Source organism: Halorubrum miltondacostae (genome assembly GCF_041379815.1).
Taxonomy (GTDB): domain Archaea; phylum Halobacteriota; class Halobacteria; order Halobacteriales; family Haloferacaceae; genus Halorubrum; species Halorubrum miltondacostae.
The window spans coordinates 31846-56149 of sequence record NZ_JBEDNY010000001.1; the positions used below are offsets into that span (position 1 = coordinate 31846).

Sequence of the window (24304 nt, forward strand, 5' to 3'; positions counted from 1 at the left end):
TCACGTATGAACCTCCGGTTCGGGGCGGACGTGGTCGCGGCGGGCGCGGCGTCGGTCCGGTGACCGCCCCATCCTGATTATGCGCGGCCGACGAAGGTCGCGTCGGCGGAGGTGCGCCCCTCGTTGAACGAGAGGACTTTCGCGCGGATCACGTCGCCCGGTTCGAGGCCGCTCGGGACGTCCTCGGTAAAGACGACGAATCCCTCGACCTTGCCGACGGCGACCTCGTCGCCGGAGTGGTGGTCGGTGAGCTCGGTGACGCCGAACTCGTAAGTCTCGCCGATCTCGACCGGTGGTTCGCGCTCTCGGGCCGCGTCGTGTGCGCGCTTCGACTCGCGCGCCTCGGCGGACGGGCCGAGAAGTCGGCGAGCGAGCACGAGCAGCGCGACCGCGACGCCCACCCCGATGACGAGCGGCGACGAGGAGATCATGTCCGTGCGGTCGACCGCGGTCGCCTAAACGATGTGGGTCGGCGGCGGTACTTCGGCGGTCGACGCCGCCGCCGATACGCCCTCGGCTCCGCAACCGCCGTCCCGACGCGTCGCGCCCGCATGAGAAACGCCTTTGCCCTCGAAGCCCCCCTCTCGATCCGATGCGACACAGCCGCGGTTCCCGACGACTCGCGCACGGGTGTGGTGTGCCGTGAAGGTCGCGGACGCGGTGCCGGAGTTCGCGGAGGCCTTCGGGTTCGACGAGTTCAATCGGATGCAACGGGAGGCGCTGCCGGGCATCTTAGAGACCGACCACAACGTGGTCGCGTCCGCGCCGACCGCCTCCGGGAAGACCGCGCTCGCCGAGCTCGCCATCTGTCGGACGCTCGCCGCGGGCGGGACCGCCCTCTTCGTCGCGCCGCTGCGCGCGCTCACGAACGAGAAGGAGAGCGAGTGGGAGCGGTTCGAGGAGCTCGGCTACTCCGTCTACGTCGTCTCGGGCGAGCGCGATCTGAACCCCCGCCGCGCCGAGCGCGCGGACGTGTTGGTGACGACGCCGGAGAAGGCCGACAGCGCGACCCGGAAGCACGACTCGGCGCGCTACTCTTTCATCACCGACGTGGACTGCGTCGTCATCGACGAGGTCCACCTGCTCGACTCCGAGAAGCGCGGCGCGGTGCTCGAGGTCACCGTCTCGCGGCTCCGCCGACTCCAGGACCCCCGCGTCGTCGCGCTCTCGGCGACGATGCCGAACATCGGCGACGTGGCGGAGTGGCTCGACGCGCCCGCGGAGACGACGTACGCGTTCGGCGACGAGTACCGTCCGGTCGACCTCGAGACCGGCGTGAAGACGTACTCGCACGGGTCGAACGCGTTCGCCGACAAGTACCGCCGGCTCTACCGCGCCCTCGACTTGGCCGAGCCCCACGTCCGGGAGGACGGGCAGACGCTCGTCTTCGTCTCCTCGCGGCAGGACACGGTCCAGGCGGCGAAGAAGGCCCGCGACGAGATCACCGAACGCGACATCCCGATCGACTCCCGCGGCGACTACGACTTCCACAACGAGGCGAAAGAGCTCACCAACGACACGCTCCGCCAGTCGGTCACGGACGGCGTCGGCTTCCACCACGCCGGCCTCGGGAAGGATGACCGCGACCGCGTCGAGGAGTGGTTCAAGCAGGGGAAGATCAAGTTCCTCTTCTCGACGTCGACGCTCGCGTGGGGGGTGAACCTCCCCGCCCGCTGCGTCGTCATCCGCGATACGAAGTACCACGACCCGCTGGAGGGGGAGACCGACATCTCGCCGCTGGACGTGCTCCAGATGCTCGGGCGCGCCGGCCGCCCCGAGTACGACGACGTGGGGTACGGCTGGGTCGTCTGCGACCGCGCCGACGCCGACAAGTACCGCGAACTGCTGCGCGAGGGGAAGGCGATCGAGTCGCGGCTCGCCGCCGACCTCGAGTCCCACCTCAACGCGGAGATCGCGATGGGGACGATCCGCGGGCTCGACGACGTGATGGCGTGGTTGGAGACCACCTTCTACTACGTCCGCGCGCAGTCGAAGCCCGAGCAGTACGACTTCTCGATGCTCCGCGACCGCGTCCGCGACACCCTCGAATCGCTGGTCGACGACGGGTTCGTCGCGGCCGACGACGACCTCGCGATCGAACCCACCGCGCTGGGCCGGCTGGCCTCGAAGTACTACCTCCGGCTCGACACCGCGCGGCGGTTCCGGCGGCTCGCCGACCGCGAGACGCTGACCCCCGACGCCGTGCTAGAGACCGTCGCGTCGGCGGGCGAGTTCGACTCCGTCTCGGCGCGCTCGGCCGAGTCGGACGCGATCGACCGGATCCTCGACAGCCGTGACACCGACTTAGCGGACGGCCACCGCAAGGTGTTCGCCATCCTGCTCGCTGGGATGGCCGACTCGATCCCCTCCGACCTCCGGTCGGACGCGTGGGTGATCCGGCAGAACGCGCTCCGCCTGCTCGCCGCGCTCGCGGAGTTCCTCAACCGGTTCGCCGGCCCGCGCGCCGCCAACCTCGCGTGCCGCGTAGAGGCGCGCGTCGAACACGGCGTCTCCCGTGAGGCGGTCGCGCTCACCGCGATCGAGGGGGTCGGCTCCGGCCGCGCGGAGCGCCTCGCGGGCGCCGGCCTCACCTCCCCCGCCGACGTCGTCGACGCCGGCGCGGCGGACCTCGAAAACGCCGGCATGAGCGGCTCCGTGGCGGAGCGGATCGTCGACGCCGCCCGCGACTGCCCGCGGATCGACGTCGACTGGGGCGCGTTCCCCGAGAGCATCGCGGTCGGAGAAAACGAGATGTGCGAGGTCGCCGTGACCGCCGTCTCCGGGAGCGCGCGCACGGGAATCCGCGTCACCGTCAACGACGTGGAGATGACCGCGACGACGACGTACCTCGACGGGGAGACGACGCTCCCGGTCGGCGTGTTCGGCACGCCGGACGCCGACGAACTGGAGTTCACCGTCGAGGTCGTCTTCCCCGACCTCCCGCTGTTGCCAGTCACCGCGACGCGGACCGTTCGGGTGGCCTAGGCGCGCGCGCCGTCCGACCCCCGCCCCGCATCCAAAATAAGTCCCTGCCACGACCGTTTTTCACCCATACCGGCACCACCCGCCCCATGCCGCAACGACTCCGCGTGCTCGCAGGCGACTGCCAGGTGACCGACCGCGGCGACCGGACCCGCACGTACCGCGGGCGGGTCGTCGTCCTGATTAAACCCGACTAAACGAGAGAATTACTAGTAGACGTAATCTGAAACTGTCAGAAAAGAATTCTCAGTTCGTGATTGAATTACTTTATAGAATCGACTCACACTCAAACTCAATGATTGCGATCATAAATAGGGGCACAGCATCATAAGAATCATAATTCGACGGAATTGCGCTTCGCCAAGGCCCAACTGAGGGTGGACACGCAACTCTCACTAGGCCAGAATTCTTATTATATATTTATAATTTTTCTATATTCAAAAGCAAAAAGTAGTTGAGCTAGAAAAGTCACAAGTTCGTGTAAGAATTTATAGGGGATATTTTTATAATTGGTCGATTCATGTACATATAGAGTTAGTATGAAGTCCAAGTTCTCACCGATTATGGCTATTTTCCTGATTGTATTGTTATGTGTTGGGACACTCTTCAGCGGTATATCGACTGCCCAGTACTCTAATCCTATTAACGAGTCAGCAGACCAATGGCGTACACATGGAGGGTATCCAGGAGGAACAAATTATAATCCAGGGTCTGCGGATCTGAAAAATAGCAATAACATCGAGATTAATTGGAAGAGAGATCTCGCTGAATCTGAAGATACATCTGGGCTACTTCCAGTTACTGACGGAGAAACAATATTTGCTCCTGCTAAGTCCTCAGTGCTCGCGCTGGATCAGAGTACTGGAAAGACCATTTGGAGTTTTAATCCATCATCAGACTCTAATTTTGAAACATCTCCTGCGGTCGGTCAAGAAAATGTTTTTGCTGTATCCCTAAACGGAGGCGGTATATTTTCGTCCCCACAAGCGACATTATTCGCGCTTGATTCTAACTCTGGAGATGTGAATTGGAAAGCCATGTATCCTCCCGATACCTGGTACTGGGGTCCAACAGTCGCTGGGGATTTAGTTTATGTTACGCACGGATCAACTGTGGTTGCGTTTAATAAGCAAAATGGTGAAAAGAGGTGGGAACATCAACTTGAAAATCGGATATGGGCACGTCCAGTTGTATCTGATGGGAACTTAATTGTAGGTACAGTTAGCGGTGAGGTAATTTCGATTGATTCGGGTTCTGGAGTGGGTGTTTGGAAGACTGAAACTAGTGAAGGGGAGATCAGAGATATTGCTGCTACAGAACAGGGAATTGTGATTTCAGATACAAACTCATTGGTCCATATTGACTCTGGATCTGGTATAATAGACTGGTCAACTGAGGCAGGTACTGACGGAAGCGGATTTAATTCACTTGCGATTACAGAGAATATGATTTACGCTTCCACTCTCGGAAGTACTCAGGAATTGGTTGGAGTATCTCGATCAAATGGAAGCGTTGTTTGGAAGCGTAGCGACGTTGGCCACGTCCCTGATCCTGCTTGGACTAGTCAGATTGCGGTCGGCAAAAATTCAGTATATTTCGGAAATCAAAATAACGAAATATACTCGCTTAACAGATATAGTGGGGAGATTAGGTGGAAACGACTCAATTCTGGGACCACGATGGGACCCATAATAACCAGCAAAGGCCTATTCGTTGGGAGCAAATCTGGCAGCCTTACGAAAATGTCTGAAGCGGATAACATGGATAATGACCGCTCTGATACCAACGGTGCCGATAGTACCAGTCCTTCTACTTCTGAAAGTGATGATTCTTCGCTAGCTCAGCAGGAAGAGATGTCTCGCGATGCCTCTTCATCCCAAAGAGATTCTACCTCTATCCTAGATTCGATTACAACATACTACGCATTCCTTACGCTAATCACTGTAACAGGTATATCGATTGGAGGTGCTGCTTGGTACTATTGGATCCGCGACCGAAATTAGATAATTCATGAGAACTATAATCTTCCTTTTCAGTAGTATCCGTATTATTGACTTTGCTACCGTATGCTTAGCAAGTTCGTTGACTCTCTATTTACTTGCTTGGAGACGATCTCACGCAAGAACCTCACGCGGAGTATTCATTTTTCTTTTTGGGGCATTCTTGCCAGTAGCCACTATTTTAGTCGTAAAAATATTCAATTTGTATTTGATAGTACAGATCGTGAGTAGTATCGTCGCAATGACGATTCCAGTAGTTGTTGGCATCGCAATGATCAATTTACTCATTCGTGGTGAGCTAATATAATTTTATATATGAATTTACTATTACAGACTCAGTCGTCTTTTACACCTATCTCATGGCAACTTCCAGCACTTGCCGTTGGTATCGGGTTTATGCTCATGTTTGCCGGTGTTGCGGGCAGTGTAGCAGCTGGAAACCTAACTTACTGGCCAGATTATTATCCGACAGAGCGATTTCTGATCTTAGGACTACTGACGATTGGTATTCTGTTTACCGCTATCCCAGCGTTCCGCTCGCGAGATCTCCTCTGGTACTATGCGATGTTTTTGGTCATGATTGCCCGGAGCATAGAAGGTGCACTTATTGTTCGGTTTTTTACCAGAGTATTCTCTTTTCTCTATGGATCCTCTCAAGATCCTTTGTTAGACAAAATAATTAGAAAATTTAAAAAACGAACAGTGAGGATTATTTTTACTTCAATAGTAACGAATGTAACGATTATTTTTATTTTGATAGCTTTCTTACGAAACCCAACTTTAGAAGCATTACACTGGACGGCAATCGCCTACAGCGTAGGTCGCTTTGGGATAGTGAGTATTACGGTGATATACCAACTGAAAGATGTCGTCAATAAGTTTACAATGCTTAATCTAAAGTTTGGTTGGTCTATCGTTTTGGGGTTAGTTCTTGCAATCGCTGGTGCAGAGGTTTTTGATTTTCCGCAATTTCTCGGGATTGTTCAAATCCCAGTACAAGTAATTGAATCCCCAACGGGACAGATTTTCGTCCGGTTTGCCGGTTTTATCGGGCTTCTTGCGGGTATGTTAATTGCATTAGCGTTTTTTAGAATTCATGCATCACGATATTCATGAGTGAATAAGATTTAGTTCTGGATTGTTCGCGATATTCGAATTCATTCAGTCAAATTTATTACGTTAAATCCGATGGAAAAGAGAACCGAAAGAATTCACACTTCCTCTCTTTTCAATTATTGATCCGATTTAATTAGTGGGACAGGGTCTCTAGAGTAGTCCAGTAAAAACGAACGTATCCCGATTGAATGTGAAAATTGCGCAATTTGGTAATAATCCGACCTAAAAGTTGACTTCTTTGCTCTATCACTATCTAAAAGAGTATATTATTCTACAATTCTACCCGTGAACTGCCTAGTTTCAATCCCACAGAGATCCGTCTAAAACCGGGCTCAGTCACGATCGCATTCACGAGTTGGTCGCCGCTTCAACCCTACAGAGGTCCGTCTGAAAAATTAGTTGGCCCATCCAGGTGCCGGCTAGTCTCAGGCCGGACAAATTGGGCCGTCGTGGCTCCCAGCTACTTCATTTCGGTACTTTCGCCAAATAGCGAGAGGTGTCTTTCTGAGCAATTCGGTAGGTCACCTTCCTGGGATTCCAGACACCACTTCCCATCCAGAATAGAACATGAATTTCCCTCACCTTCAAATATTTCGGAAAGAATGTATCTTCAGATATGGCTGATGTCAATAGGAGATTATCCCTGACCCTTTTATTGGGCGTTTTCGGTACAATAGTAGCCTCGATTCTAGACGTGACTCTATTCGGAAGTACTCTATTTGTGGACAGTACCCTTGATTTCTTCAGCAACAAGAAAGATTCACTCTCTGTCATAGTCTCGACCTTGCTACTTACTACATATCTAATGCAATATCTAATCCAGAGTAGACAAGCAGATCTCTCAGAACGACAGGAGAAGCTCATGCGTTCTGGATTTACGCCGATTCTAGGCGTGACTGAGAGAGAGTGGGGAAGCGAACGAGACGATGAGAATAACATTCAACACCAGAAAGCGAACAAAGTATATGTCAATCTAGTGAATAATGGAAATTCCGCAGCTAGGAATTTGCGGCTCTGGACCGGTGTAAAATATGATTTAGATTGCTGTTCAAACACCTACTATTCTTCACATACCGTACCCCTGACAAGGACGGAGGAAGGAACTTGGTGGCCCACAGATCAGGGGGGTGCAATATCGGAGTCCGATAATGGAAGTGTTGAATTCAAAGCCTCTCCAAAGTTGAAGGAAATGAACTCTAACACACTAAGATCTGATGACGTGGTTGGAACTAATCATATAGGAGACGTCCTAAAAGACATTGGCTCGGATAATGAGCAGGTCTCTATTATCTTAGCTATTAAATATCAAACCGCTACGGGTGACGAGCAAGAAATCACGATTGGTGGATATCGCGAAAAAATCAACCAATTTCGAAGCAAGGACTGGAAATTAGAAGGTGCTCATGAGCTTGGCCCTGAAGATTATGAAGAGTTGAAAAAAGATGTGTTCTAACCATTTTCGGGTCTTGGGTAACCTCCTTGTGTCTGGAGATTTGATACTCCTATAATTATGGTGAATCGAGATGCCGCTTAGTGAGGAGGACCTTGGAGAAGCGGATACAGAAGATATACTTGAAGACTTCGTAGAGTACGTAACAAAAACTGACGAAGAAATAGTTGAAGAAGGAAGGAAAAATAAAAAGAAATCTACGGAACTGAAGCTCTACCTTGCGTCAAATAACGGGTTCCATCCCGAGAGTCTAACAGGATCTATTGAGGAACTTCTCTCCTCAGAGGATTTGAACGAGGCTCCGAAGAGTTTCTTTCAAGAACATTCCTTCTCAACCACTTCTGTAGATAGTAAGTCCACTTGGCTAGAGATCACCCCCATCAAATACGACACCACTCATGAATTTCTGCTAATTGATGATGGGGAGTACTTAAGAATCCTCACAGTAGTCAAAAAAGGAGTTGCTGAAGATACGATTGAAAAACTAATCAAGTACATTCCCGAGCTCAATAGGATTTTCTTAAGTTCTGAGGATCTCCGCGATATTGTTGAGGTAAACGATAAGAGAGACCTATCGGGTTTCACAGCAAAGTATGAACCTTTCTTCAAAGATGAGTACATCAGTGTACAGGTTCACGGAGGCTCTGATGATACTCTCGACCAGGTCCAAGATGAGTTCGCTGCCCGTCCCAAACGGGTTGTCTTCAGCCAGAGAAATAGCCCTGTAGAAGCAGTAAAAGGTACTGTAAATCAAGACGGATACGCATCCATCCCGCGAGTTAGGGAGGGGTCAGGAGATGTTGGGGTTGACGCAATCGAGAACATTTTCGAAGCGTGTGAGCAGAAAGACAAGGAAAACTTCGAAGTAGAACATCGTCCAGAGCGCCTAACCCCGGGTGATCACGGCTTTCTCACACAACTGTCTCTAGACGAGTCTGCAGACGATACCCAAACCGATGGTGGAGCGTCTGAGATTATCCTAGACGCAGATCAAGGAAGTGTCTTGGACGGTATGACGATTTGTACTCTTGAAGAATTAAATGAGGACGAAGAATATCCGTCTGAATCCGGAATCGCGGAGAGTCTGAGAGAAGATGTACTGGAATACAAACAGCCCTACCGTTATTCTGTAATTGGTGACAACCACTTTTTGGTATATGATGGAAACCGTGGTCAGTCGTTTGAAGTCGTAGTCACAGGCCAGGATCTAAAGATATATTCGAGGAATAACACAACGAAAGATGGGTTAAGAGATTTCTGCGAGATTATCGATGAGGAGTTTAACTCGTCATATGACTTTGATAAAACTAGTGAAAAAGTGAGGGCCTAAATGAGTACGTGGGAGACGCAGAGAAGACACTCTACTACTCACAACCTATTCCAATCAGCAGTAATCGGAGAAGAGGGCCCCGGAATCATAGATGAGGACTTCCGAGTCGTGGGGGAATATAACGTCATTCCGGATACGAGAAATGATATAGATATTGAACCACCGTATACTCTTCTTGGGAGAACCTCCGCTATCTTCTTCGATTTTATTACACCCGGAAGTATCGAGGAAGACGAGATCGATAGAATCGACAAGTATAACCATATAAACATGCGGTCTGTCGAAAATCATCTTAATAGAGCGCCGATAAGTGAGGACTTCTTGGATCCTGACGAGGTTGAGTGGTACGACCACTGTACTATCCTACGGGAGGATCAATATCGTGAACATAATGTAGGTTCAGCAGAGGAGAGGCAGAGAATCCGGGAACTGGAAGAGACAAGTTCTCTAGCTACGGTTTCTAAAGGTGGAGAATTATCCTTAGAGGCAACACCGCTAAGAGACGACGACCTATGCGAACTACTCGAAAACGGAATCCCTGTCCCCGACAGCCCAGCAAATCTTGTGTACCTTACTCGTGAGATACATGACGAATCACTGGTGCTTGGGATTTGTGAGGAGATTGTTCTAGGTAGTGATCTCTCCGAAAGCGGTGTCGCACTGGACTTTGAGGATGTGAAAGACGACTTCAATCGAGGTATCTCGTATGAGCAGCTCGAAGACGCGTTCGAATATCTGCGGGATATCGGTGCATGTCGAAAAAGAAGAGAAGATGGCAAGTATTTGTTCACGAAGTATAATCTCCCAACCATAATGGGGGTCCGGGATCGGTTCGAAAACGAAACAGTCGAAGAACGCGTCTCGGATAGTGTTTCTGAGACTGGGAACGCAGAACTTTCTGAGTTCGCAGAAGCATCAAACGAATCGGAATAACTGCCTCTACACTATTCTGTAGTTTCAGAAGAATGCCGGTCTTCGACTATTCTAGCGGCCTTTTCGAAGAGATCTATATCTGTCTCCTCGGCCTCAGAAAGCTGTTTCCGATACTCTTCTTTTACCCCTTCACGGATTGGCTGAAAGAGCAAGACGTTCACAACATGAACGAGGTGGACCTTCGGATGATCCACGCCTACCGAGTATACAAGCGTGAAGATAACGGGGATGAAACAACCTGTAACGATGTGACTATACAGGGACAAGTCTCCACTCTCCGTCGATTTCTCAAACACCTTGCCGATCTAGATGCTGTTCGGGAGGAACTCCCCGAACGGATTCACCTCCTGAGAGTAGAAGGGAACGGCTCACGAGATACGATGCTCGGCTAGGAGAGAGCAAACGCGATTCTCGAATATCTCTGGGAGTTCAAGTGCGCATCTGTAGAACACGTGACTCTCCTTCTGATGTGACGTACGTCAGCTCGTTGAGGCGGGATTCATGCACTCAATCTCAAAGACTTCAACAAGGAAAATCGCGTGATCTGTTTCCGTCGTCGCCCGGAGCAAGATACCCCTCTCAAAAAGGAAAACGGGGAGAATGGGACGCGTCACTTGCTCTGCATGTTGCTTACGTAATTGAGGACTATATCGAAAGCCCAAACTGACACAGCGTAACTGACGACTATGACCGCTCTCCGCTAATCACAACGAAACACGGGCGTCCATACGAGCGCGCAACCGTACGTGTAACCGCACTCAGTCACCTACGTGATAGTCGGGAATTGGCATCTGATCAGTGAAAAATCATTTCTACTTTTATAATTTTAACGAGAAATAAATCAGGATATACTGTCTAATTGAGTATCCCCACAGTTGGGATCTGCCAGCTAATTAGATAATATGGCCTATGGTGTACAGCCAAGGCTACTTACAGAACGCTGTATAAACATTATAAATATTACTTAATAGAATACTGCTCTCTCAGCGCCTTCGGTGACCACCAGACTGCCCCTGTTTCCCCTATCTTCTTCATTTCGAGCGAGCCATCTTCTGTAAGTTTTCGCAAACGATCGAAGGCTCCACGTCGTCCGATTCCTATCTCTTCTGCCACTTCACTTGTCGTGAGAACGGGATCTGAAGATTGTTGGAAGACGTACAGTATTTCTTCATCGGAGACTGTTGGTTTCCGGCCCGGGTCGCCCATTAGATAGAACCGAAAGAGGAATTTATAAAGCAATTTGCTCGTTTATAGGGTTTAGACCCTTGCGAGGAATTAATAGGTTGGTTGTTAATGACCACCAGTATGGCGCGAAAATCAACTCGCGGCACACGATTTGACGAACTGTACTGTCCAGAAACCACCTTTCGTTCGCATAAACGGGTGAAGTGAAATGGAACAGATACCCTCCGCTGCCGAACAATACACCGACCAGTCTCTATCGACTATCCATCACACCTTACGTGCGTCACGACGGCGACTAATCGTCGGCCTAGTGGCCCACCGGTCACTCAAATCGGCCGAGTTCCAACAGACTAAGAATCAAGTTCAAGCCTCAGATTCAGAGCCTACTGTCACAGTCCGACAGATCTCAAGAGAAATTGTTTCTATTGAGGAAGGTATTCCTTTAGAACACGCCACTGGCGATCCATATCATAATGTCTACACCGCACTTATCCAGACACATCTTCCTGAATTAGACGACGTGGGTGCTATCAGATATAATCCTGATCGGAAAAATATCCGCCCGGATGATAATCTATTTGCGTTGTCGATGGTCGCCGCACTTACTTCACCAGTTGCTCAGATGCTCTTTCACAGTGCCATAGCAGATATTAACGACGATGGGGTGCCACCATTGGGAGACTCAACCGGTGATTGATGATATAGGTAGCTATCGACACTTTGGCTGTGGTAATGAAAACCCGATATTTAGCCCCGTGGGACGTACAATTTGGACCGGCTGCTGTGTCGATCCGCAGCCAGCTCACTTGGATTAAGTCTACGAGTGTGAACAGTGGAGTTGAAACAGATGCCGCCTAGTGACGAGACTGAGAACATTGGGTCTCAGTCAAAACAGCCGGGTGATGCTGTGACAAGGGTAGATCAAAATTGGAAGAGATCTCTCACTGAGTCCATCTCCTCAGAAGCATTTAGCAAATGGTATCAAAACAGACAATTTGCTAAAAATATTCGAAATGGAACACCGTATTTCAATGGCCCAAGCAGTGTTAAATCACCAAGGCGTCACAGTCCCAGTCAGCTGCTACAGTGCCAACGCAAAATAGTGTACAACCAGCTCAATGCCCCTGAAGAGTCCGCTAATCCAGAAGGGATCTTTTGGTTCGGGAATCGGTTTGAAAAGGACATCATCATGCCGTTTCTACAGGACCTCATTGCTGATTCTAACACATATGTCTGTAACTCACTGTGGGTTGATTTCACTATCAACACCGAGAGGGGTGAACTCCGTATTAAGGGAGAAACGGATCCAGTGGTTGTTGACGCAGAAGCTCAGCCACTTCTTCCACTCGAAATCAAAACGAAACGGTCGATAGACGGACTCACAAAGCCCAATCGTCATCATAAAGCACAGATTCACGCATATATGCGTGGTCTCACAAAAAAGCATGATTACGAGGTTACAGATGCAATCGTACTCTATGGAAGCCGAACGAATCTTGACGTCACGTCATTCCACGTAGAATTTGACCCGATATTTTGGGAGGAGGTGGTGTTAGAGTGGGCGGAATCACATACCTCCTACCGGCTATCTGATGATCTCCCCCCTGCTGATCCTGAATACGCTTGGGAGTGTAACGTCTGTTCGTATCGACATCGCTGTGGGCAGTCTAGCGAGCCATATGCCGATATCAGTCCTTACGGGTTGCTTCCAGAGTATACTGGCTATCCCCAAGAGAAAGTGAGGAAGTATCTCGAGGCGCACGACGGGGCGGTCCTGACACCAACGCTGGCACAGCAGTACCCTGAATTGGCCTCTCAACACCCGGTTGCGAAGTGGCAGTGTGTTAGTTGTGATGCTCAATTTCTTTGGGACGAACCTGATTGGGATGGTGACCAATCAGCACCACCACTGTGCCCTAAATGCGCCAATAACGGTACGCCTGCTCCATTACGATCACCGCAACCGGATGAGCAATACCAGCCCCAAGAGGCCGATCAGGATGAATAGGTGGTACGGTACGGATGAGCTCCGGCAATCGTGGTATCTACTCACGATTGATACTGATTCGATAGCTGCTGGGCGATTCATTACGTCGTGTGAGATTGGTGCAGGTAACCAGGAGCAGCTAATCGAGACAGAGAAACTCACCGCTGACAATCCGAGTGAGGAAGCTGAATTGCTACAGGAACTCGGGACATGGCTAGATGACGGGCGCTATAACGATATTACACTGATTACGGCTTCAACGGATACACTTGCGGTTGTCCGAACTAGATTCCTTGCGTGTGACCAAATCCAACAACCGACGCTACGAGGATTTAGACACATCGCTATCGTCGAACTACTTTCGAACTACTTTGTCGATAAGCCGCTGGACCAGCTTCCGGATCTGACAAACAAACATACGAATAGTAGTGAAAGGGTATCACCAGAATCCCCATCATTCGAAGAGGGAAGCTCCTCAGTAACAGAGTTGTGGAAGACTCGGAGTGTAATTGGGCCGCTAGTACCACCGGACGCGCTCCAAGGTACACCCCTATAATCGGAGACATCATATGAACAAAGATACTGAAGCGACGTTCGTCCGTCGTAAATTCACGATTACGGAAGAGCTGGATGCGGAATTAGAACGCATGGCCGACAACAACTATCAGGGCAATGTGAGCTTGTGCCTTCGACAGGCGGTAACAGACCACCGAGAAACTCTTCGTGGCAATGGGGAAGTCACACTACGGCGTTTGATGGAATCTGTCGCACACATCGAAGATCAAGCTAGTGAGCTTACTCAGTCGGTTGATACTCTCGTCGAACAAGTCGATCCAACACACACAGCCCGACCAGAAGCGACAGTGGCCAACGTTACTGGCGAGCCACCTGTGGTAGCAGGTGGGGACCAGATCGTTGCTGCGCTGGAGGAAACAGATACACCGCTCAGAGTGGCGGATATTATTGAGCGTGTTGAGATGCAACCCGTCGACGTACGCTATCTGTTGGGATATCTTGTCGACCACGCCCACGTATTCTCTACACAAGAAGACCCTGCTCGATACTATCTTGCTACCTCAGGACTCAACTCTACTGATCGAGATGAGCTAGGAGGTCCGAGCGGATGACCCCCCCACTCCAGAGTAATAGCGACTCAAGGACATTTTTTGATTTGCTTCGTGACGGGATTACTCGCCTCACGCCCCGATATTCTGTTCGAGACTTCGAACCCGATGTAATCAACCCCGATCAATTCTCGGCTTCAAATCCATTTGTCTGCGCATATTTGGAAACACGTAGCGGTCGTCAGCTAACAGAGGGGTCAGTCGAAACGTATGAGCATAATCTCAAGCAATACATCACATTTCTTGAAAAGCGCGACATACAACTCTTAGATGTAGAACTTACTGACGTTATCGCGTTTGTAGAACAATGTGTTGACGATGGGAACCGTCAATCGACAATTGAAGGGAAACTAACGGCTATCCGAGAGTTGTACGCATTCATTCGATTACGGACAGATGCTGCGAAGGCGCTGACACTGGATCCAATTGAGTTAGACAGGATTGATATATCTGAGTACAATACGCCACCAGATATCGAGCGAGAGCCACTCAGTCGTGAGGAACTCCGAAAACTGTTCGACGCGATGGACAGCTATCGGAACCGCCTATTAGCAATCCTCGCTGCCGAGACCGGGCTGCGAAACTCCGATTTGCGAAATATTCACGTGGATGATGTGGACTTTGACGTACGTGAAGTTCATGTCCGTGATCCGAAAAATGCTGTACCCTATGATGTCCCGATCAGCCGTGACCTATGTCTAGAGCTCCAAGTCTGGTGTGAACAGTACCGGGCTGGTTATGGAGGTAGTAAAAATGCGCAGTATCTATTCCCTTCACAGAATGGAGCAAAGTTGGAAACCAATAGTGCTCTAAATGATATTGTGACCTCGGCAGCAGAGCGAGCCGGCATCCAAGAAACGATCGGAAAATCTAGAGTTTCACCTGAGCAACGCACCCAATATAATGGGAAGACAGAGGTGAGAGAATGGAATCGAGTGACAGTCCACACGCTGCGACACACCTGCCTCACATTAATGAAGGAAGCCGGTGTCTCGCTGCCATACCGACAGCTGGTAGCTAACCATCGTAACCCACAGACAACCCAACAGTACTCACATGGCCGTGAGCAAGAGTTCTCATCGATCCGTAAGCAGTTCAACGCACCGCGATAGCCTCAAATTTAGATCTGAGTTGAGTACCTCTTCACTACATGCTCTCTGAATTCCGGCTCTCGCCTAATCCGTAGGGTACGACAAAGGGAGTGTTACACTCAACATGGATCGCGCAATACAGGGGTCTCACACAATCGTTTCGGATGACAAGTATTCACAGTCTGTTAGTACTGTCGTGCGGAATACAGAGACATGACAACGTACGTCTTCGACTTCTACAACCTGTACATCCCAGAAGGGCACCAATACGAGAACCAGTCGAATGATATCCGGATCAGACCGCTGGCAAAGGCCGAGGAGTTCGAGGAGAAGCGACGTGAGGCTGATAGTAAGTACGCGGAAGGTGATTGGAAAACAGCAAAGTGCTACATCACGGCTGAAAATGAAAAAGAGGCCCAGCGGCGGGCAGACTGGTTGACGTTTTTTTACTCGTTCGCACAGCGCCGCCGTGCGTACTGGGATACGTATTATCCCCACAACCAGGGGTACGACGACAAGACAACAGAGCGAGTCCTGATCCCACGGATCAAGAACGACAAACTTCCGATTATTGGAGGGATCGGACCTCTCGGGCTGGACAAACAGGATAGGTTCATTGACGCCGCCCTCAATCGGATGGAAAACGCTGGCGACGCAATGCGGAGCGATATCCTGTCAACTCTGAACCTGTTCCTCAACTCCGAGGCACGTGGTCTGTTCGCGGCCAAGTTCCTGTTCGCGTGGATCGGGATTGAACGGACAAGCGAGTGGAACTACCGTGAATGGGTCAATCTCCCCGGAAATGAGTTTATATCGTCCACCGAGCGGGATGCTATCGAGGACGGGATATCGTCGGTAGTCGACGAGGCGATCGATGAGAGTCGAGGTGAGACGCTGATCGACCGGTTCACCAGAGACCACATGTACGAGCACCGGACCCAAGATAAGATTCTCATCTACCTAGACTATATTGAGCCTGAATTCGACGAGGAGGAAATCTACCAACTCATTCGAGACGGTTATCGGACCCGCAACGATATCGCTCATGAGTTCGGAGAGGACCGGTTACTGGACAACCATGATCTGACCTTCATGCTACAGAAGGTCCTAGTGTTCATCATCTTCGACCTTCTTGAGATCTCAAGCGATCTCCAGAAGGAAATGTTGCTAACCTTACACGATGACCCCACCGTCTCTTACCCCGATGAAGATGTCACCCACTAAACCGGACGTGGCGGCATGCTGAGTAGTATTCACCATGATGACTGAAATTTCTAACCCGGTCAAATGGACACTTAGTGACCATCTCACATCTTCAAACTTACTTTTGTAGATATGGTGTGGGTACTTGATGGTCATTGCGTCCGTGCTCTCATTTCTGTTCATCATTCTCTAAAGAGTAGGACTTTAACAGAGCCAAAATGTCCGTAGAATCCGAACTCTCTGAAATGAGCAGTCTTCTCAGATCATTGATCCGAAGTCTACAATCAGTATCGATACGGAATTAGATATATACCCGCTACAATCTTGATACGTCCACGCCCTCAAATTTGTCCCTGATTTCTTTTCTGCTAGCCTCCTCGTCAGTGCCGTACCCATCAGTTACATCTGGGGTGTGATCCAATGCGTATGTTCTAACGTCTTTAGAAATATCATTCTCCTTCAATAATCGAGAAAAAGTGTGCCGTAGAGTATGAATATCCACTCGTTTCTTTACCCGGTAATCTTTGTCAGTATTCAGTACCTCTTTTTGCCCTTCCGATAGCTGAATTTTGGCTACTTCTTCCTGAATTCCTGCTTTCTCTGCGGCTGTGTCAACAATTTCTCTGTAGGTCCCGTCTGACATCTTTCCACCATGTCTGGAAGGGAAAAGATACTGATTATCTTCACCTTGTATGTAACTCGATCTTATATCTTCGATCCAATGCTCAAGTAAGGCAGTTAGGCCATCAGTTAACGGTAATGTATATTTTCGGCCGTACTTTGTGTTTTTTAGCTCTATTATACTCTCTTCCAGTTTAACATCCGAAATTTTAATTGAGCGGGTGGCTTCATCTCGGGCTCCTGTCTCTATCCCAGTGAGCATCATTATCTTATTCCTGAAATCATTTGCCGCCCTCAGTAGTAACTCAATTTCTTTGTCGCTTAGCGGCTCTCGTTCAAATGTAGTATTTCCACCGTAGTTACTTGGGTCAATATTGTTGGCAACTTTCCAGGAGACTACTGGAAACTGTTCGTTCTCTGCTTCATACCTCGTTAAAACTCCTTTAATTGACGACTTATATACCCCAAGAGTGGATTCTGCCAGCTGTCTTTCGTTTTGTGACTCAAAGAAGTCGCGTACGTGAATATATTCAGTGCTGGAAATACAGACTCCCTGCTCATGTAGATATTCAATAAACATCCGAAGTGGACCATTGTAGGTACTTGCTGTTCCAGCAGATACCCCCTTACATAAATATTCGATACAGTGTCCGCATTCAGGCGGAGTAATACCCCGGTGACGAAGTTCTTCTTGGTATTCGCGTCTTATTTTGTGATAGCAGTCACAAATAGTGGAAGAATTCTCATACTCATTTGTATCCTTGTTCTTATTGTGTGATTCTTCACTTCCGCCTCCTGATTTTTTTGAGTCTCCCGCGGTTTCTACAGGCGGCTGGTTATCTTTTTTTATGAAATCTTCTAGCTTCTTATTTTCTTTAGACATTGTTTGAAGTTATATGTCAAGCTTGTACTTGTCGTCACTATCGCTGACTTGGGAGATGATGCCCTCTTCATGAAGTGACTTCGCTACTGGAACCACCGAAATAGCATCTCTTCCAATCCCTTCTGCAATCTCGCTGGCTGACAGTGGCCCTTCTTCGGTCAATTCTTTTACAATTTTATTTTCTATTTCAGACTCTCTTCTTGAATGCTCTTCAACTTCTACTCTATCAGAGACCTGTCCAGCTACGTGGATTGTGTTAGAGTTCTGTTCTTCCACCTTTTGCCGGACAGTATCGATTTCTTTTGCGACCTTTTCCAGCTCAGCCTGAAGTAGCTCAATGTCTGTCTCTCCACCTTCACTGAGATATTGCGCATGCTGCTGAACTGCAGCCCGAACAGCTTCGCTGCGGGAAGCGTATCGCTGCTCCACAATTTTGTCCAGCAGTTCATCGTGATGTGCGGTCAGGGTGAACTTCTTGGCAATAGAGTGTTTTCGGGTGTTCTCCGTCATCAGTGATCAACTCTATTAAGAGCTGTATTTACCCTCGTGTTCGTGATATGTCTCCTGTCACCAGTCATACCGCTATGCGACCTGATTGTCAGCTCGCCTTTTATATGTAGAATGAGCAGCCGAAGCTGACATCGGCGGACAATACCGAGTTGGTACGAGCATTTCTCTGGACGCGGTGGGTTTCGCATCGATGGAGAATTTGAACAGAAGCCCCCTATGACACTCGTCAGGGTGACCTAGATCCATTCTTTTTAAATTGGTTCCAGTATTCGACACTCTCTAGTAATATAGAAGACGGGACTAGCATGACTGCCTAAATTGATGACAGACAATCCAGAAATAGCTGACACTAAGGCATTGGATGATAGGAAAGAACTCATTCGCTCGGTTTCAGAGCGACCTCCGAGCGACGGTCCATACCTCGCTGAATCTACCGCTCGGTACATCCTGTTCCAATCTAATGAAAATGACACCGCAAATGAAAGCGATATTGAAGACGTATTGTCAGACTTACCGCTTCGTCTCACTCGTTTTCTTTATGATCTCGCAATTTTATCTCAAGGAGGGTATCTTGATAATCTTGATACCAACTGGGACAAGTTGAATGATGTTCCATATGCCCTGAGCTTAGTCTCTCGCAAGTCACACGGGCGCGAAACGGTGAGTAATCGAAATAATTCTCACTTCACCTTGGGATTTGATATAGGGCTCGGGTTGAGTACCCTAACGGGAACAATTTCTGAGGATAAGAGAGCATCTGAATTTTTAGCAGGATTCACTACGGCGTACTCAACTGACCATTACCAACGTACCCATGACACAAATGATAGAGAGTACAGCGATGAGATTGATACCGAGCGGAAACAATTGCTTGAACAGTATGGGATTGAGCCGACTGAGTACATAGACCGATTGATCCAGACCTATAACCTCGGTTGGAGTAATATTGTAGACAGAGACCCGCTGACAGCAAAAGAAGCAACACAGGAATACCTCGAAGAACGGATTAGCGACCGATTCGGAAGGTGTAGTCATCTCCGGACGGAGTTAGAAGAAGAATGGGACTCAATCGGTGAGGCAAGTGTTCTAGGTATGAGTGCTGAAGAAGCGCTGAAGGCGCTTTGGGAGCTGACATCTCGTAAGCACACCAATCTTGAGGGTGGTCGAAAAGCTGCTAACTTAGTCAACTCAGCAGAGATCGCAAAGGAAGCAGGCAAAAGATCGATGTATAGAAATCAGGTTTCACACGTACTCAATCGACTGTCCACAGAAGGGAAGGAGCCCTCTGAAGAGGTAGATCGAACCTTTGAAGCAAAAGAAATAGTTCAGTATGATGGTAACGAATGGAAATTGACGGGCTACGGAGCCCTCTTACTCTACCATGTGTTTGAAAAAAGGGAAGATCCGGCTTGGATTCAGGAGGCTGCCCTTAGAAAATCTCTACCGGACGAGGTGAGTAGATATACTGAAACGGGCTCTCGAATCCTTGAGAACGGTCTTGACGATTACTACGATGAGTAAATCACTACAGTCTGCTACCCTGACTTGTAGAACCCTTTTTAAAATAGGTTAGAGACCCCTGTTGGACCAACCAGTCTGGAGGGTTCTCCTCTGAGGCTTATACACCATGTGTGGTTTAGACGCAACAACCGAGGATTCCGCTAAGAGTAGACTCTGTACTCAGCCACGACACGCGCGCATTGGATCACATCAGGAGACGAGTCTAGGTGTGTGTATCTTTCTCTCTGCCGTCGATCTTCGTGAGCTTGGCGTTGATTTGAACGGCAACGACGTGATTGAGTATCAAATCAATGAGGTTGGCAATGATCGTGTTTTAGAGATTTCAGGCACAGACTCGGCAAGGTCTGATACACACCCAACCGCAACCACCGATTGACTACTAACGCACAGAGAGTACTACAATCATGCCAGATATCGCATCTGACACCGTAATGGCTTCCTGCTATCCTCCAGAGTCGGTCTATTCGACATGGTGTGAGCACGCAGAGAAATTCGATATGAGTACGAGTCAGTTCTTGATCCGAATGGTCGAAGCTGGACGGAAGAATGTCAGCATGGATGAGTTTTCCACTGGTTCAGCTCGCGAATACCGCCAACAGCTCACCGATCTCCAGCAAGAACTCGAACGTCAGCGTGAGCGTAATCGAGATCTTGAACGCCAGCTTCAGCACACGGCGCACACTGAAATCATCACCTACGTTGAGGAGAACCCCGGGGCAACGACACCCCAAATAATTCAACATATCGCCGACACCGTTCCCGGACGAGTAGTAGGTCACCTCGATGTTCTTGAGGAAGATACTCTCATGCTTGACGATGAGAGGTATTACCTCTGTGATTCGGATGAACAACGGGCCTCTCACAATGGATAAGAATGACTCAGATTAGAGGGACGACTCCTGAACAATATGCTGGCGCACTACAACACTTCGAGACGATCCCACCTCGGTATCAACTCGAGACGTATGCCTCCCAATATTGCGATGAAAACGTTTGGGAGCAGTACGTACACGAGGTCGCTTTGGAAGAGCATGATTCGGAGCGAATGAGGCGGGCTCTCCGTCTGGCTGGCGAGTCGTGGCTCGAACACATCCACGACAGAGGCCGACACCACGCACTGGCGAAGCCGACTGACGCTAACTCATGGTGTAAGCAGCTGGCTGAAGAAAAAGCTCGTCGAACGTGTTATGACTACTATTTCATCCGAATATACGATTTTTACGACTATCTAAAATTCAGCTCACAACACCCTCACCTCTATAATCCGTTGCTCTTGGCCGCCGTTAGATACGATTCTGCGCGTCACATCTGGATGCATCGGGTCGACGAGCGTAGTCGAGGGAGAGGCAATGAGTAAGGATAATACTGGCTCTGATCGCTTCGAAGAACCAGATGTAACAGAGCAACGAAAGCAGTTTGCAGATGCTTTTGACCGGCCTACTGATCCCCTGCTCCAATACAACGATATCTTCGCTGATCTCTCCGATCCATTCGATTACTTTCTCCGCCGAGTCGTTACTAGCCGCGATGAAATCAACAAAGGAGGAACCATCGAGGATTATGAACGGACGTACCAGCAGTGGCGGGAGTTCATGTCGACCACTGATCGACACCCTGCCTGTCCAAGTGTTCAACACGTCAAGGCGTACATCGCATGGCGACGTGATGTCCACAATAACGCTCCAAGTACAATCAAGATCAAATTCGGACGTCTCAAGCAGGCATATTCTCACTGGCAACGCGAGTCAGTGTTCCCGCACCCGCACGACTACAATCCATTCGAGATCGCATACGCTGAGGCTTCGTTTGGAGAAAGTAATACCAAGACGTTCCCTGATCTCAAGTTAACTGACCTGAGGAGCGTATTCGATTCGATCAAAAACATCCGCGAGCGTGCCCTCATTGGATTACAGTTGAAATTAGGACTCCGAGCAGGTGAAGTGTTCAATCTCCTGATTGAGGACATTCATCTAAGCCATAGTGGTGTTCAAGAGTGCTATCCAAAATTGGGTTCAAATATGGCTCTTGGCGAGTACTCCGATGTACTGTATGTCCCGCCTGACCGAGATGGAAACAAATCGAGTGTACCACGCTTGCTCCCTATCGATGAGGAACTCCGTTGGCTCTTGATCCGCCATCTTCTAACGAGGCCACAAGTGGATGAACCGTGGGTGTTCCTTTCAACACGGTCCTTTAGACAACTCGGTCACGACGGGATAAACGGACCGTGGAAGGCAGCATTCCATCCACAGTACGCTGAGACTGAAGCCCATAGAGCGATCACGAGTCACTTCGGTCGTCACTGGTTTAGCTCGTATCTTCGGCTTGAGGCTGAATTCACCAGAGAACACGTCCAGTATATGCGCGGTGACCAAATAGAACCACTTGATGAGTTTGCAGAGGCCATCGATGATTATCTACACCCACATTACGAGCACATAGAACGCGAATACCGGAACGAGATATTCAAGATTGACCTCCTGTAGACATATATATAGAATAGCAGGATACAGACCCCATTTCCCCCCAGCCGTGGAAGTCAAATGAACTCAAACGAATCTCCGCTTGGGGGGCTGTTGACAATTTTGTAGGGAGAGGTTCAGACTGAACAGCAGGGATTGCGGTAAGACAGAATGGACGGTGTTCAGATAAGGTTTGAAAGGTGAGGCGGTGCGTTTTCAAAGTGATTCATGCCCGAAAACGACCGCCTCGGCGGCTGTTTAGACGATATCAACTTAGAGTTTGTGGAGCGAGAGGCAACACCGAAGTTGTTGATGAAGCTCAGTATTCAGCTCCACCTTGCTGGATTATCGCTTTCGAATACTGTTTCATTTCTTGAGGTATTTGGTGTTGAGCGGGTTCGATCCACTGTTCATAACTGGGTTCACAAGGCCGAGCTACAGCCGGAATCTGGTCGCAGCCCAAATCACGTTGCGGTCGATGAAACTGTGATTCAGCTTGACGATGAACAGTATTGGCTGTACGCCGCCGTCGATCCCAGCTCAAACGATTTGCTCCACACGAAGCTTGAACCGACAAGAACCAACGTGATCGCGGATCAGTTTTTCGCGGAACTCCGCGACAAACACGACGTGGACGACGCGATCTTTCTCGTTGATGGTGCGGTTCCACTTCACCGAGCATGTGAAAAACACGGCCTCGATTTCAGATACGAACGACATGGAAATCGGAACAGCGTCGAACGTGTCTTTCGTGAGATAAAACGCAGAACTACCAGTTTCTCAAACTGTTTCAGCAACGCCAACGCAGAAACTGCTGACGAGTGGCTGAGATCGTTCGCATTCGCATGGAATCATCATATCTGAACACGAGGCTGTAAACCCAATCAATATTTTTCACGCACATATGACGCTGCGTGAGCCGCTGAATCCGTTATTTGACCTCCATTCAACACCGCAGATAGTGCTGGACTCCGCTCTGTGGTGCGTGAAGTGCTGAGGAATTTTGAGCCTCATGCCGACCAGCCCCCCGGCGGCCATGGCATGTTCAATATTGCTACGCTCTCCAGTCGCATCGCTATATAAGAATATTAATATTTAAAAGAAAACTACTATCATTTTGTACTCGTCTTCTGTATCTTGGATAAAAATTTAAAAAATATAATTGCTCGATATACATGCTTAGGGTTTCATTTATTTGTATCTTTCGCAGATATGTTTACATATTGAATGAAGAATTCCATAATGCTGCGCTCTGCTTTACGAAGATGCTGAGAAGCGGTTGTCTTAGCAATTCCAAGGTCATCTGCGATCTCCTCAAGCGTGCTACCGCGCGGGATATCAAAGTAACCAGCTTCAAGCGCTTTGTTTAGCATTGTCCTGCGACGCGGTGTGATAGAGTCAAATAGCTCATTCCATTCGGCAACACTAGGTGTTATTCGACGCTCGAAGTCTGAAGAAACATATTCAATCTTCACAGGACCAAATCTTTTCAGCAACTCAACAGCATCAGACAGATATTCTCTGTCTGTCAATAATAAATCAAAACATTCTGATCCATTCCGTAACTCACCGAATCCGCCGAGTGGAATGTACCCTTCATGGAGCAAGACCTGTAGCGGCGTATACTCAAAGTGCTGGCTGCGGATGAGAAGGGTAGCAGAAGTCCGACCAGTACCGTTGATGCTGTACTGTTCAACCACGTCAACAGATACTGTTGAGTCGTGTTCACGAATCGTTTCGATCACATTATCATAGTCGCTTTCGGCCGCTTCAAGAGCAAATAGTCCGAAGTATCGTCGGTCGCGGAACGTTGATGCGAGGAACTCACCGGACACATCGTAGGTAGATAAGCTACTTGTCCAGTCATCTTCGTACGTGACGCTCAGTTTTGCCGTGAGCATAGTAC

General features: G+C 49.5%; 22 protein-coding genes and 1 pseudogene. 17 read left to right on the forward strand and 6 right to left on the reverse strand.

Going from position 1 to position 24304, the window contains the following annotated elements; genetic code table 11:
• Positions 1 to 77: 77 nt before the first annotated feature.
• Entirely contained in the window at positions 78 to 431 is a 354-nt protein-coding gene (locus ABNG04_RS00180) for a hypothetical protein (RefSeq protein ID WP_371158990.1), read from the reverse strand.
• Positions 432 to 642: 211 nt separating this feature from the next.
• On the opposite strand from ABNG04_RS00180, the gene ABNG04_RS00185 reads away from it, so the two are divergent.
• The 3 genes and pseudogenes from ABNG04_RS00185 (at position 643) to ABNG04_RS00195 (ending at position 4985) form a co-directional block, all read left to right on the forward strand.
• On the forward strand, positions 643 to 2985 hold the full coding sequence (locus tag ABNG04_RS00185; RefSeq protein WP_371158992.1) for a DEAD/DEAH box helicase: 2343 nt from the start codon (positions 643 to 645) through the stop codon (positions 2983 to 2985).
• Between the two features lie 86 nt (positions 2986 to 3071).
• A pseudogene (locus ABNG04_RS00190) lies at positions 3072 to 3176 on the forward strand (DUF91 domain-containing protein); the annotation flags it as partial.
• Positions 3177 to 3521: 345 nt separating this feature from the next.
• A complete protein-coding gene (locus ABNG04_RS00195) occupies positions 3522 to 4985 on the forward strand; it encodes an outer membrane protein assembly factor BamB family protein (protein WP_371158994.1) in 1464 nt (487 codons plus the stop codon).
• Between the two features lie 111 nt (positions 4986 to 5096).
• On the opposite strand, the gene ABNG04_RS00200 is transcribed toward ABNG04_RS00195, so the two are convergent.
• Positions 5097 to 5270: a hypothetical protein gene (locus ABNG04_RS00200; RefSeq protein ID WP_371158995.1), complete on the reverse strand. Its 174-nt coding sequence runs from the start codon at positions 5268 to 5270 to the stop codon at positions 5097 to 5099.
• A gap of 27 nt (positions 5271 to 5297) precedes the next feature.
• Between ABNG04_RS00200 and ABNG04_RS00205 the strand changes: the two genes are divergently transcribed.
• The 5 genes from ABNG04_RS00205 (at position 5298) to ABNG04_RS00225 (ending at position 10203) form a co-directional block, all read left to right on the forward strand.
• Positions 5298 to 6098, forward strand: a complete 801-nt coding sequence (locus ABNG04_RS00205; protein WP_371158997.1) for a hypothetical protein — start codon at positions 5298 to 5300, stop codon at positions 6096 to 6098.
• A gap of 616 nt (positions 6099 to 6714) precedes the next feature.
• A complete protein-coding gene (locus ABNG04_RS00210; protein ID WP_371158999.1) occupies positions 6715 to 7551 on the forward strand; it encodes a hypothetical protein in 837 nt (278 codons plus the stop codon).
• Between the two features lie 70 nt (positions 7552 to 7621).
• The gene (locus ABNG04_RS00215) at positions 7622 to 8878 is read left to right on the forward strand and encodes a hypothetical protein (RefSeq protein WP_371159001.1); all 1257 of its coding nucleotides are present in this window, start codon (positions 7622 to 7624) and stop codon (positions 8876 to 8878) included.
• The gene (locus tag ABNG04_RS00220) at positions 8879 to 9811 is read left to right on the forward strand and encodes a hypothetical protein (protein ID WP_371159002.1); all 933 of its coding nucleotides are present in this window, start codon (positions 8879 to 8881) and stop codon (positions 9809 to 9811) included.
• Between the two features lie 32 nt (positions 9812 to 9843).
• A complete protein-coding gene (locus ABNG04_RS00225) occupies positions 9844 to 10203 on the forward strand; it encodes a site-specific integrase (protein WP_371159004.1) in 360 nt (119 codons plus the stop codon).
• Between the two features lie 568 nt (positions 10204 to 10771).
• On the opposite strand, the gene ABNG04_RS00230 is transcribed toward ABNG04_RS00225, so the two are convergent.
• Positions 10772 to 11017, reverse strand: a complete 246-nt coding sequence (locus tag ABNG04_RS00230; protein WP_371159005.1) for a winged helix-turn-helix domain-containing protein — start codon at positions 11015 to 11017, stop codon at positions 10772 to 10774.
• A gap of 187 nt (positions 11018 to 11204) precedes the next feature.
• Here ABNG04_RS00230 and ABNG04_RS00235 point away from each other — a divergent pair, with 187 nt between their 5' ends.
• The 5 genes from ABNG04_RS00235 (at position 11205) to ABNG04_RS00255 (ending at position 16422) form a co-directional block, all read left to right on the forward strand.
• Positions 11205 to 11693 carry a DUF7344 domain-containing protein gene (locus tag ABNG04_RS00235; protein ID WP_371159007.1) on the forward strand — a complete coding sequence of 163 codons (489 nt, stop codon included), beginning with the start codon at positions 11205 to 11207 and terminating at the stop codon, positions 11691 to 11693.
• 405 nt (positions 11694 to 12098) lie between these two features.
• Positions 12099 to 13004 carry a CRISPR-associated protein Cas4 gene (locus ABNG04_RS00240; protein ID WP_371159009.1) on the forward strand — a complete coding sequence of 302 codons (906 nt, stop codon included), beginning with the start codon at positions 12099 to 12101 and terminating at the stop codon, positions 13002 to 13004.
• A gap of 548 nt (positions 13005 to 13552) precedes the next feature.
• Entirely contained in the window at positions 13553 to 14110 is a 558-nt protein-coding gene (locus tag ABNG04_RS00245; protein ID WP_371159011.1) for a hypothetical protein, read from the forward strand.
• Complete coding sequence (locus ABNG04_RS00250) at positions 14107 to 15219, forward strand: tyrosine-type recombinase/integrase (RefSeq protein ID WP_371159013.1); 1113 nt, start codon at positions 14107 to 14109, stop codon at positions 15217 to 15219. The genes ABNG04_RS00245 and ABNG04_RS00250 overlap by 4 nt, the downstream gene beginning before the upstream one ends.
• Positions 15220 to 15411: 192 nt before the next feature.
• On the forward strand, positions 15412 to 16422 hold the full coding sequence (locus ABNG04_RS00255) for a hypothetical protein (RefSeq protein ID WP_371159015.1): 1011 nt from the start codon (positions 15412 to 15414) through the stop codon (positions 16420 to 16422).
• A 295-nt stretch (positions 16423 to 16717) separates the two neighbouring features.
• Here the strand turns inward: ABNG04_RS00255 and ABNG04_RS00260 are convergent, their stop codons facing one another.
• Both ABNG04_RS00260 and ABNG04_RS00265 read right to left on the reverse strand, forming a co-directional pair.
• Positions 16718 to 17905 (reverse strand): tyrosine-type recombinase/integrase, encoded by a 1188-nt coding sequence (locus tag ABNG04_RS00260; protein WP_371159016.1) that lies wholly within the window; start codon positions 17903 to 17905, stop codon positions 16718 to 16720.
• Between the two features lie 9 nt (positions 17906 to 17914).
• Positions 17915 to 18415, reverse strand: a complete 501-nt coding sequence (locus ABNG04_RS00265) for a hypothetical protein (protein ID WP_371159018.1) — start codon at positions 18413 to 18415, stop codon at positions 17915 to 17917.
• A 321-nt stretch (positions 18416 to 18736) separates the two neighbouring features.
• Here ABNG04_RS00265 and ABNG04_RS00270 point away from each other — a divergent pair, with 321 nt between their 5' ends.
• From ABNG04_RS00270 to ABNG04_RS00285, 4 genes are all read left to right on the forward strand, one after another.
• A complete protein-coding gene (locus ABNG04_RS00270; protein WP_371159020.1) occupies positions 18737 to 19936 on the forward strand; it encodes a hypothetical protein in 1200 nt (399 codons plus the stop codon).
• Between the two features lie 524 nt (positions 19937 to 20460).
• Complete coding sequence (locus ABNG04_RS00275) at positions 20461 to 20808, forward strand: hypothetical protein (RefSeq protein ID WP_371159022.1); 348 nt, start codon at positions 20461 to 20463, stop codon at positions 20806 to 20808.
• A 477-nt stretch (positions 20809 to 21285) separates the two neighbouring features.
• Complete coding sequence (locus ABNG04_RS00280) at positions 21286 to 22422, forward strand: tyrosine-type recombinase/integrase (protein ID WP_371159024.1); 1137 nt, start codon at positions 21286 to 21288, stop codon at positions 22420 to 22422.
• A 204-nt stretch (positions 22423 to 22626) separates the two neighbouring features.
• Positions 22627 to 23262, forward strand: a complete 636-nt coding sequence (locus ABNG04_RS00285) for an IS6 family transposase (protein WP_371159026.1) — start codon at positions 22627 to 22629, stop codon at positions 23260 to 23262.
• Positions 23263 to 23585: 323 nt separating this feature from the next.
• On the opposite strand, the gene ABNG04_RS00290 is transcribed toward ABNG04_RS00285, so the two are convergent.
• Positions 23586 to 24299, reverse strand: coding sequence for a helix-turn-helix domain-containing protein (locus ABNG04_RS00290; protein WP_371159028.1), 714 nt, complete (start codon positions 24297 to 24299; stop codon positions 23586 to 23588).
• Positions 24300 to 24304 lie beyond the last annotated feature (5 nt).

Bases quoted from the DNA above. Each gene is read 5' to 3' on its own strand.
- ABNG04_RS00180 (WP_371158990.1), bottom strand. From the start codon at position 431: ATGATCTCCTCGTCGCCGCTCGTCATCGGGGTGGGCGTCGCGGTCGCG.
- ABNG04_RS00195 (WP_371158994.1), top strand. From the start codon at position 3,522: ATGAAGTCCAAGTTCTCACCGATTATGGCTATTTTCCTGATTGTATTG.
- ABNG04_RS00200 (WP_371158995.1), bottom strand. From the start codon at position 5,270: ATGAGTAAATTGATCATTGCGATGCCAACAACTACTGGAATCGTCATT.
- ABNG04_RS00205 (WP_371158997.1), top strand. From the start codon at position 5,298: ATGAATTTACTATTACAGACTCAGTCGTCTTTTACACCTATCTCATGG.
- ABNG04_RS00210 (WP_371158999.1), top strand. From the start codon at position 6,715: ATGGCTGATGTCAATAGGAGATTATCCCTGACCCTTTTATTGGGCGTT.
- ABNG04_RS00215 (WP_371159001.1), top strand. From the start codon at position 7,622: ATGCCGCTTAGTGAGGAGGACCTTGGAGAAGCGGATACAGAAGATATA.
- ABNG04_RS00220 (WP_371159002.1), top strand. From the start codon at position 8,879: ATGAGTACGTGGGAGACGCAGAGAAGACACTCTACTACTCACAACCTA.
- ABNG04_RS00225 (WP_371159004.1), top strand. From the start codon at position 9,844: ATGCCGGTCTTCGACTATTCTAGCGGCCTTTTCGAAGAGATCTATATC.
- ABNG04_RS00230 (WP_371159005.1), bottom strand. From the start codon at position 11,017: ATGGGCGACCCGGGCCGGAAACCAACAGTCTCCGATGAAGAAATACTG.
- ABNG04_RS00235 (WP_371159007.1), top strand. From the start codon at position 11,205: ATGGAACAGATACCCTCCGCTGCCGAACAATACACCGACCAGTCTCTA.
- ABNG04_RS00245 (WP_371159011.1), top strand. From the start codon at position 13,553: ATGAACAAAGATACTGAAGCGACGTTCGTCCGTCGTAAATTCACGATT.
- ABNG04_RS00250 (WP_371159013.1), top strand. From the start codon at position 14,107: ATGACCCCCCCACTCCAGAGTAATAGCGACTCAAGGACATTTTTTGAT.
- ABNG04_RS00255 (WP_371159015.1), top strand. From the start codon at position 15,412: ATGACAACGTACGTCTTCGACTTCTACAACCTGTACATCCCAGAAGGG.
- ABNG04_RS00260 (WP_371159016.1), bottom strand. From the start codon at position 17,905: ATGTCTAAAGAAAATAAGAAGCTAGAAGATTTCATAAAAAAAGATAAC.
- ABNG04_RS00265 (WP_371159018.1), bottom strand. From the start codon at position 18,415: ATGACGGAGAACACCCGAAAACACTCTATTGCCAAGAAGTTCACCCTG.
- ABNG04_RS00270 (WP_371159020.1), top strand. From the start codon at position 18,737: ATGACAGACAATCCAGAAATAGCTGACACTAAGGCATTGGATGATAGG.
- ABNG04_RS00275 (WP_371159022.1), top strand. From the start codon at position 20,461: ATGGTCGAAGCTGGACGGAAGAATGTCAGCATGGATGAGTTTTCCACT.
- ABNG04_RS00280 (WP_371159024.1), top strand. From the start codon at position 21,286: ATGAGTAAGGATAATACTGGCTCTGATCGCTTCGAAGAACCAGATGTA.
- ABNG04_RS00285 (WP_371159026.1), top strand. From the start codon at position 22,627: ATGCCCGAAAACGACCGCCTCGGCGGCTGTTTAGACGATATCAACTTA.
- ABNG04_RS00290 (WP_371159028.1), bottom strand. From the start codon at position 24,299: ATGCTCACGGCAAAACTGAGCGTCACGTACGAAGATGACTGGACAAGT.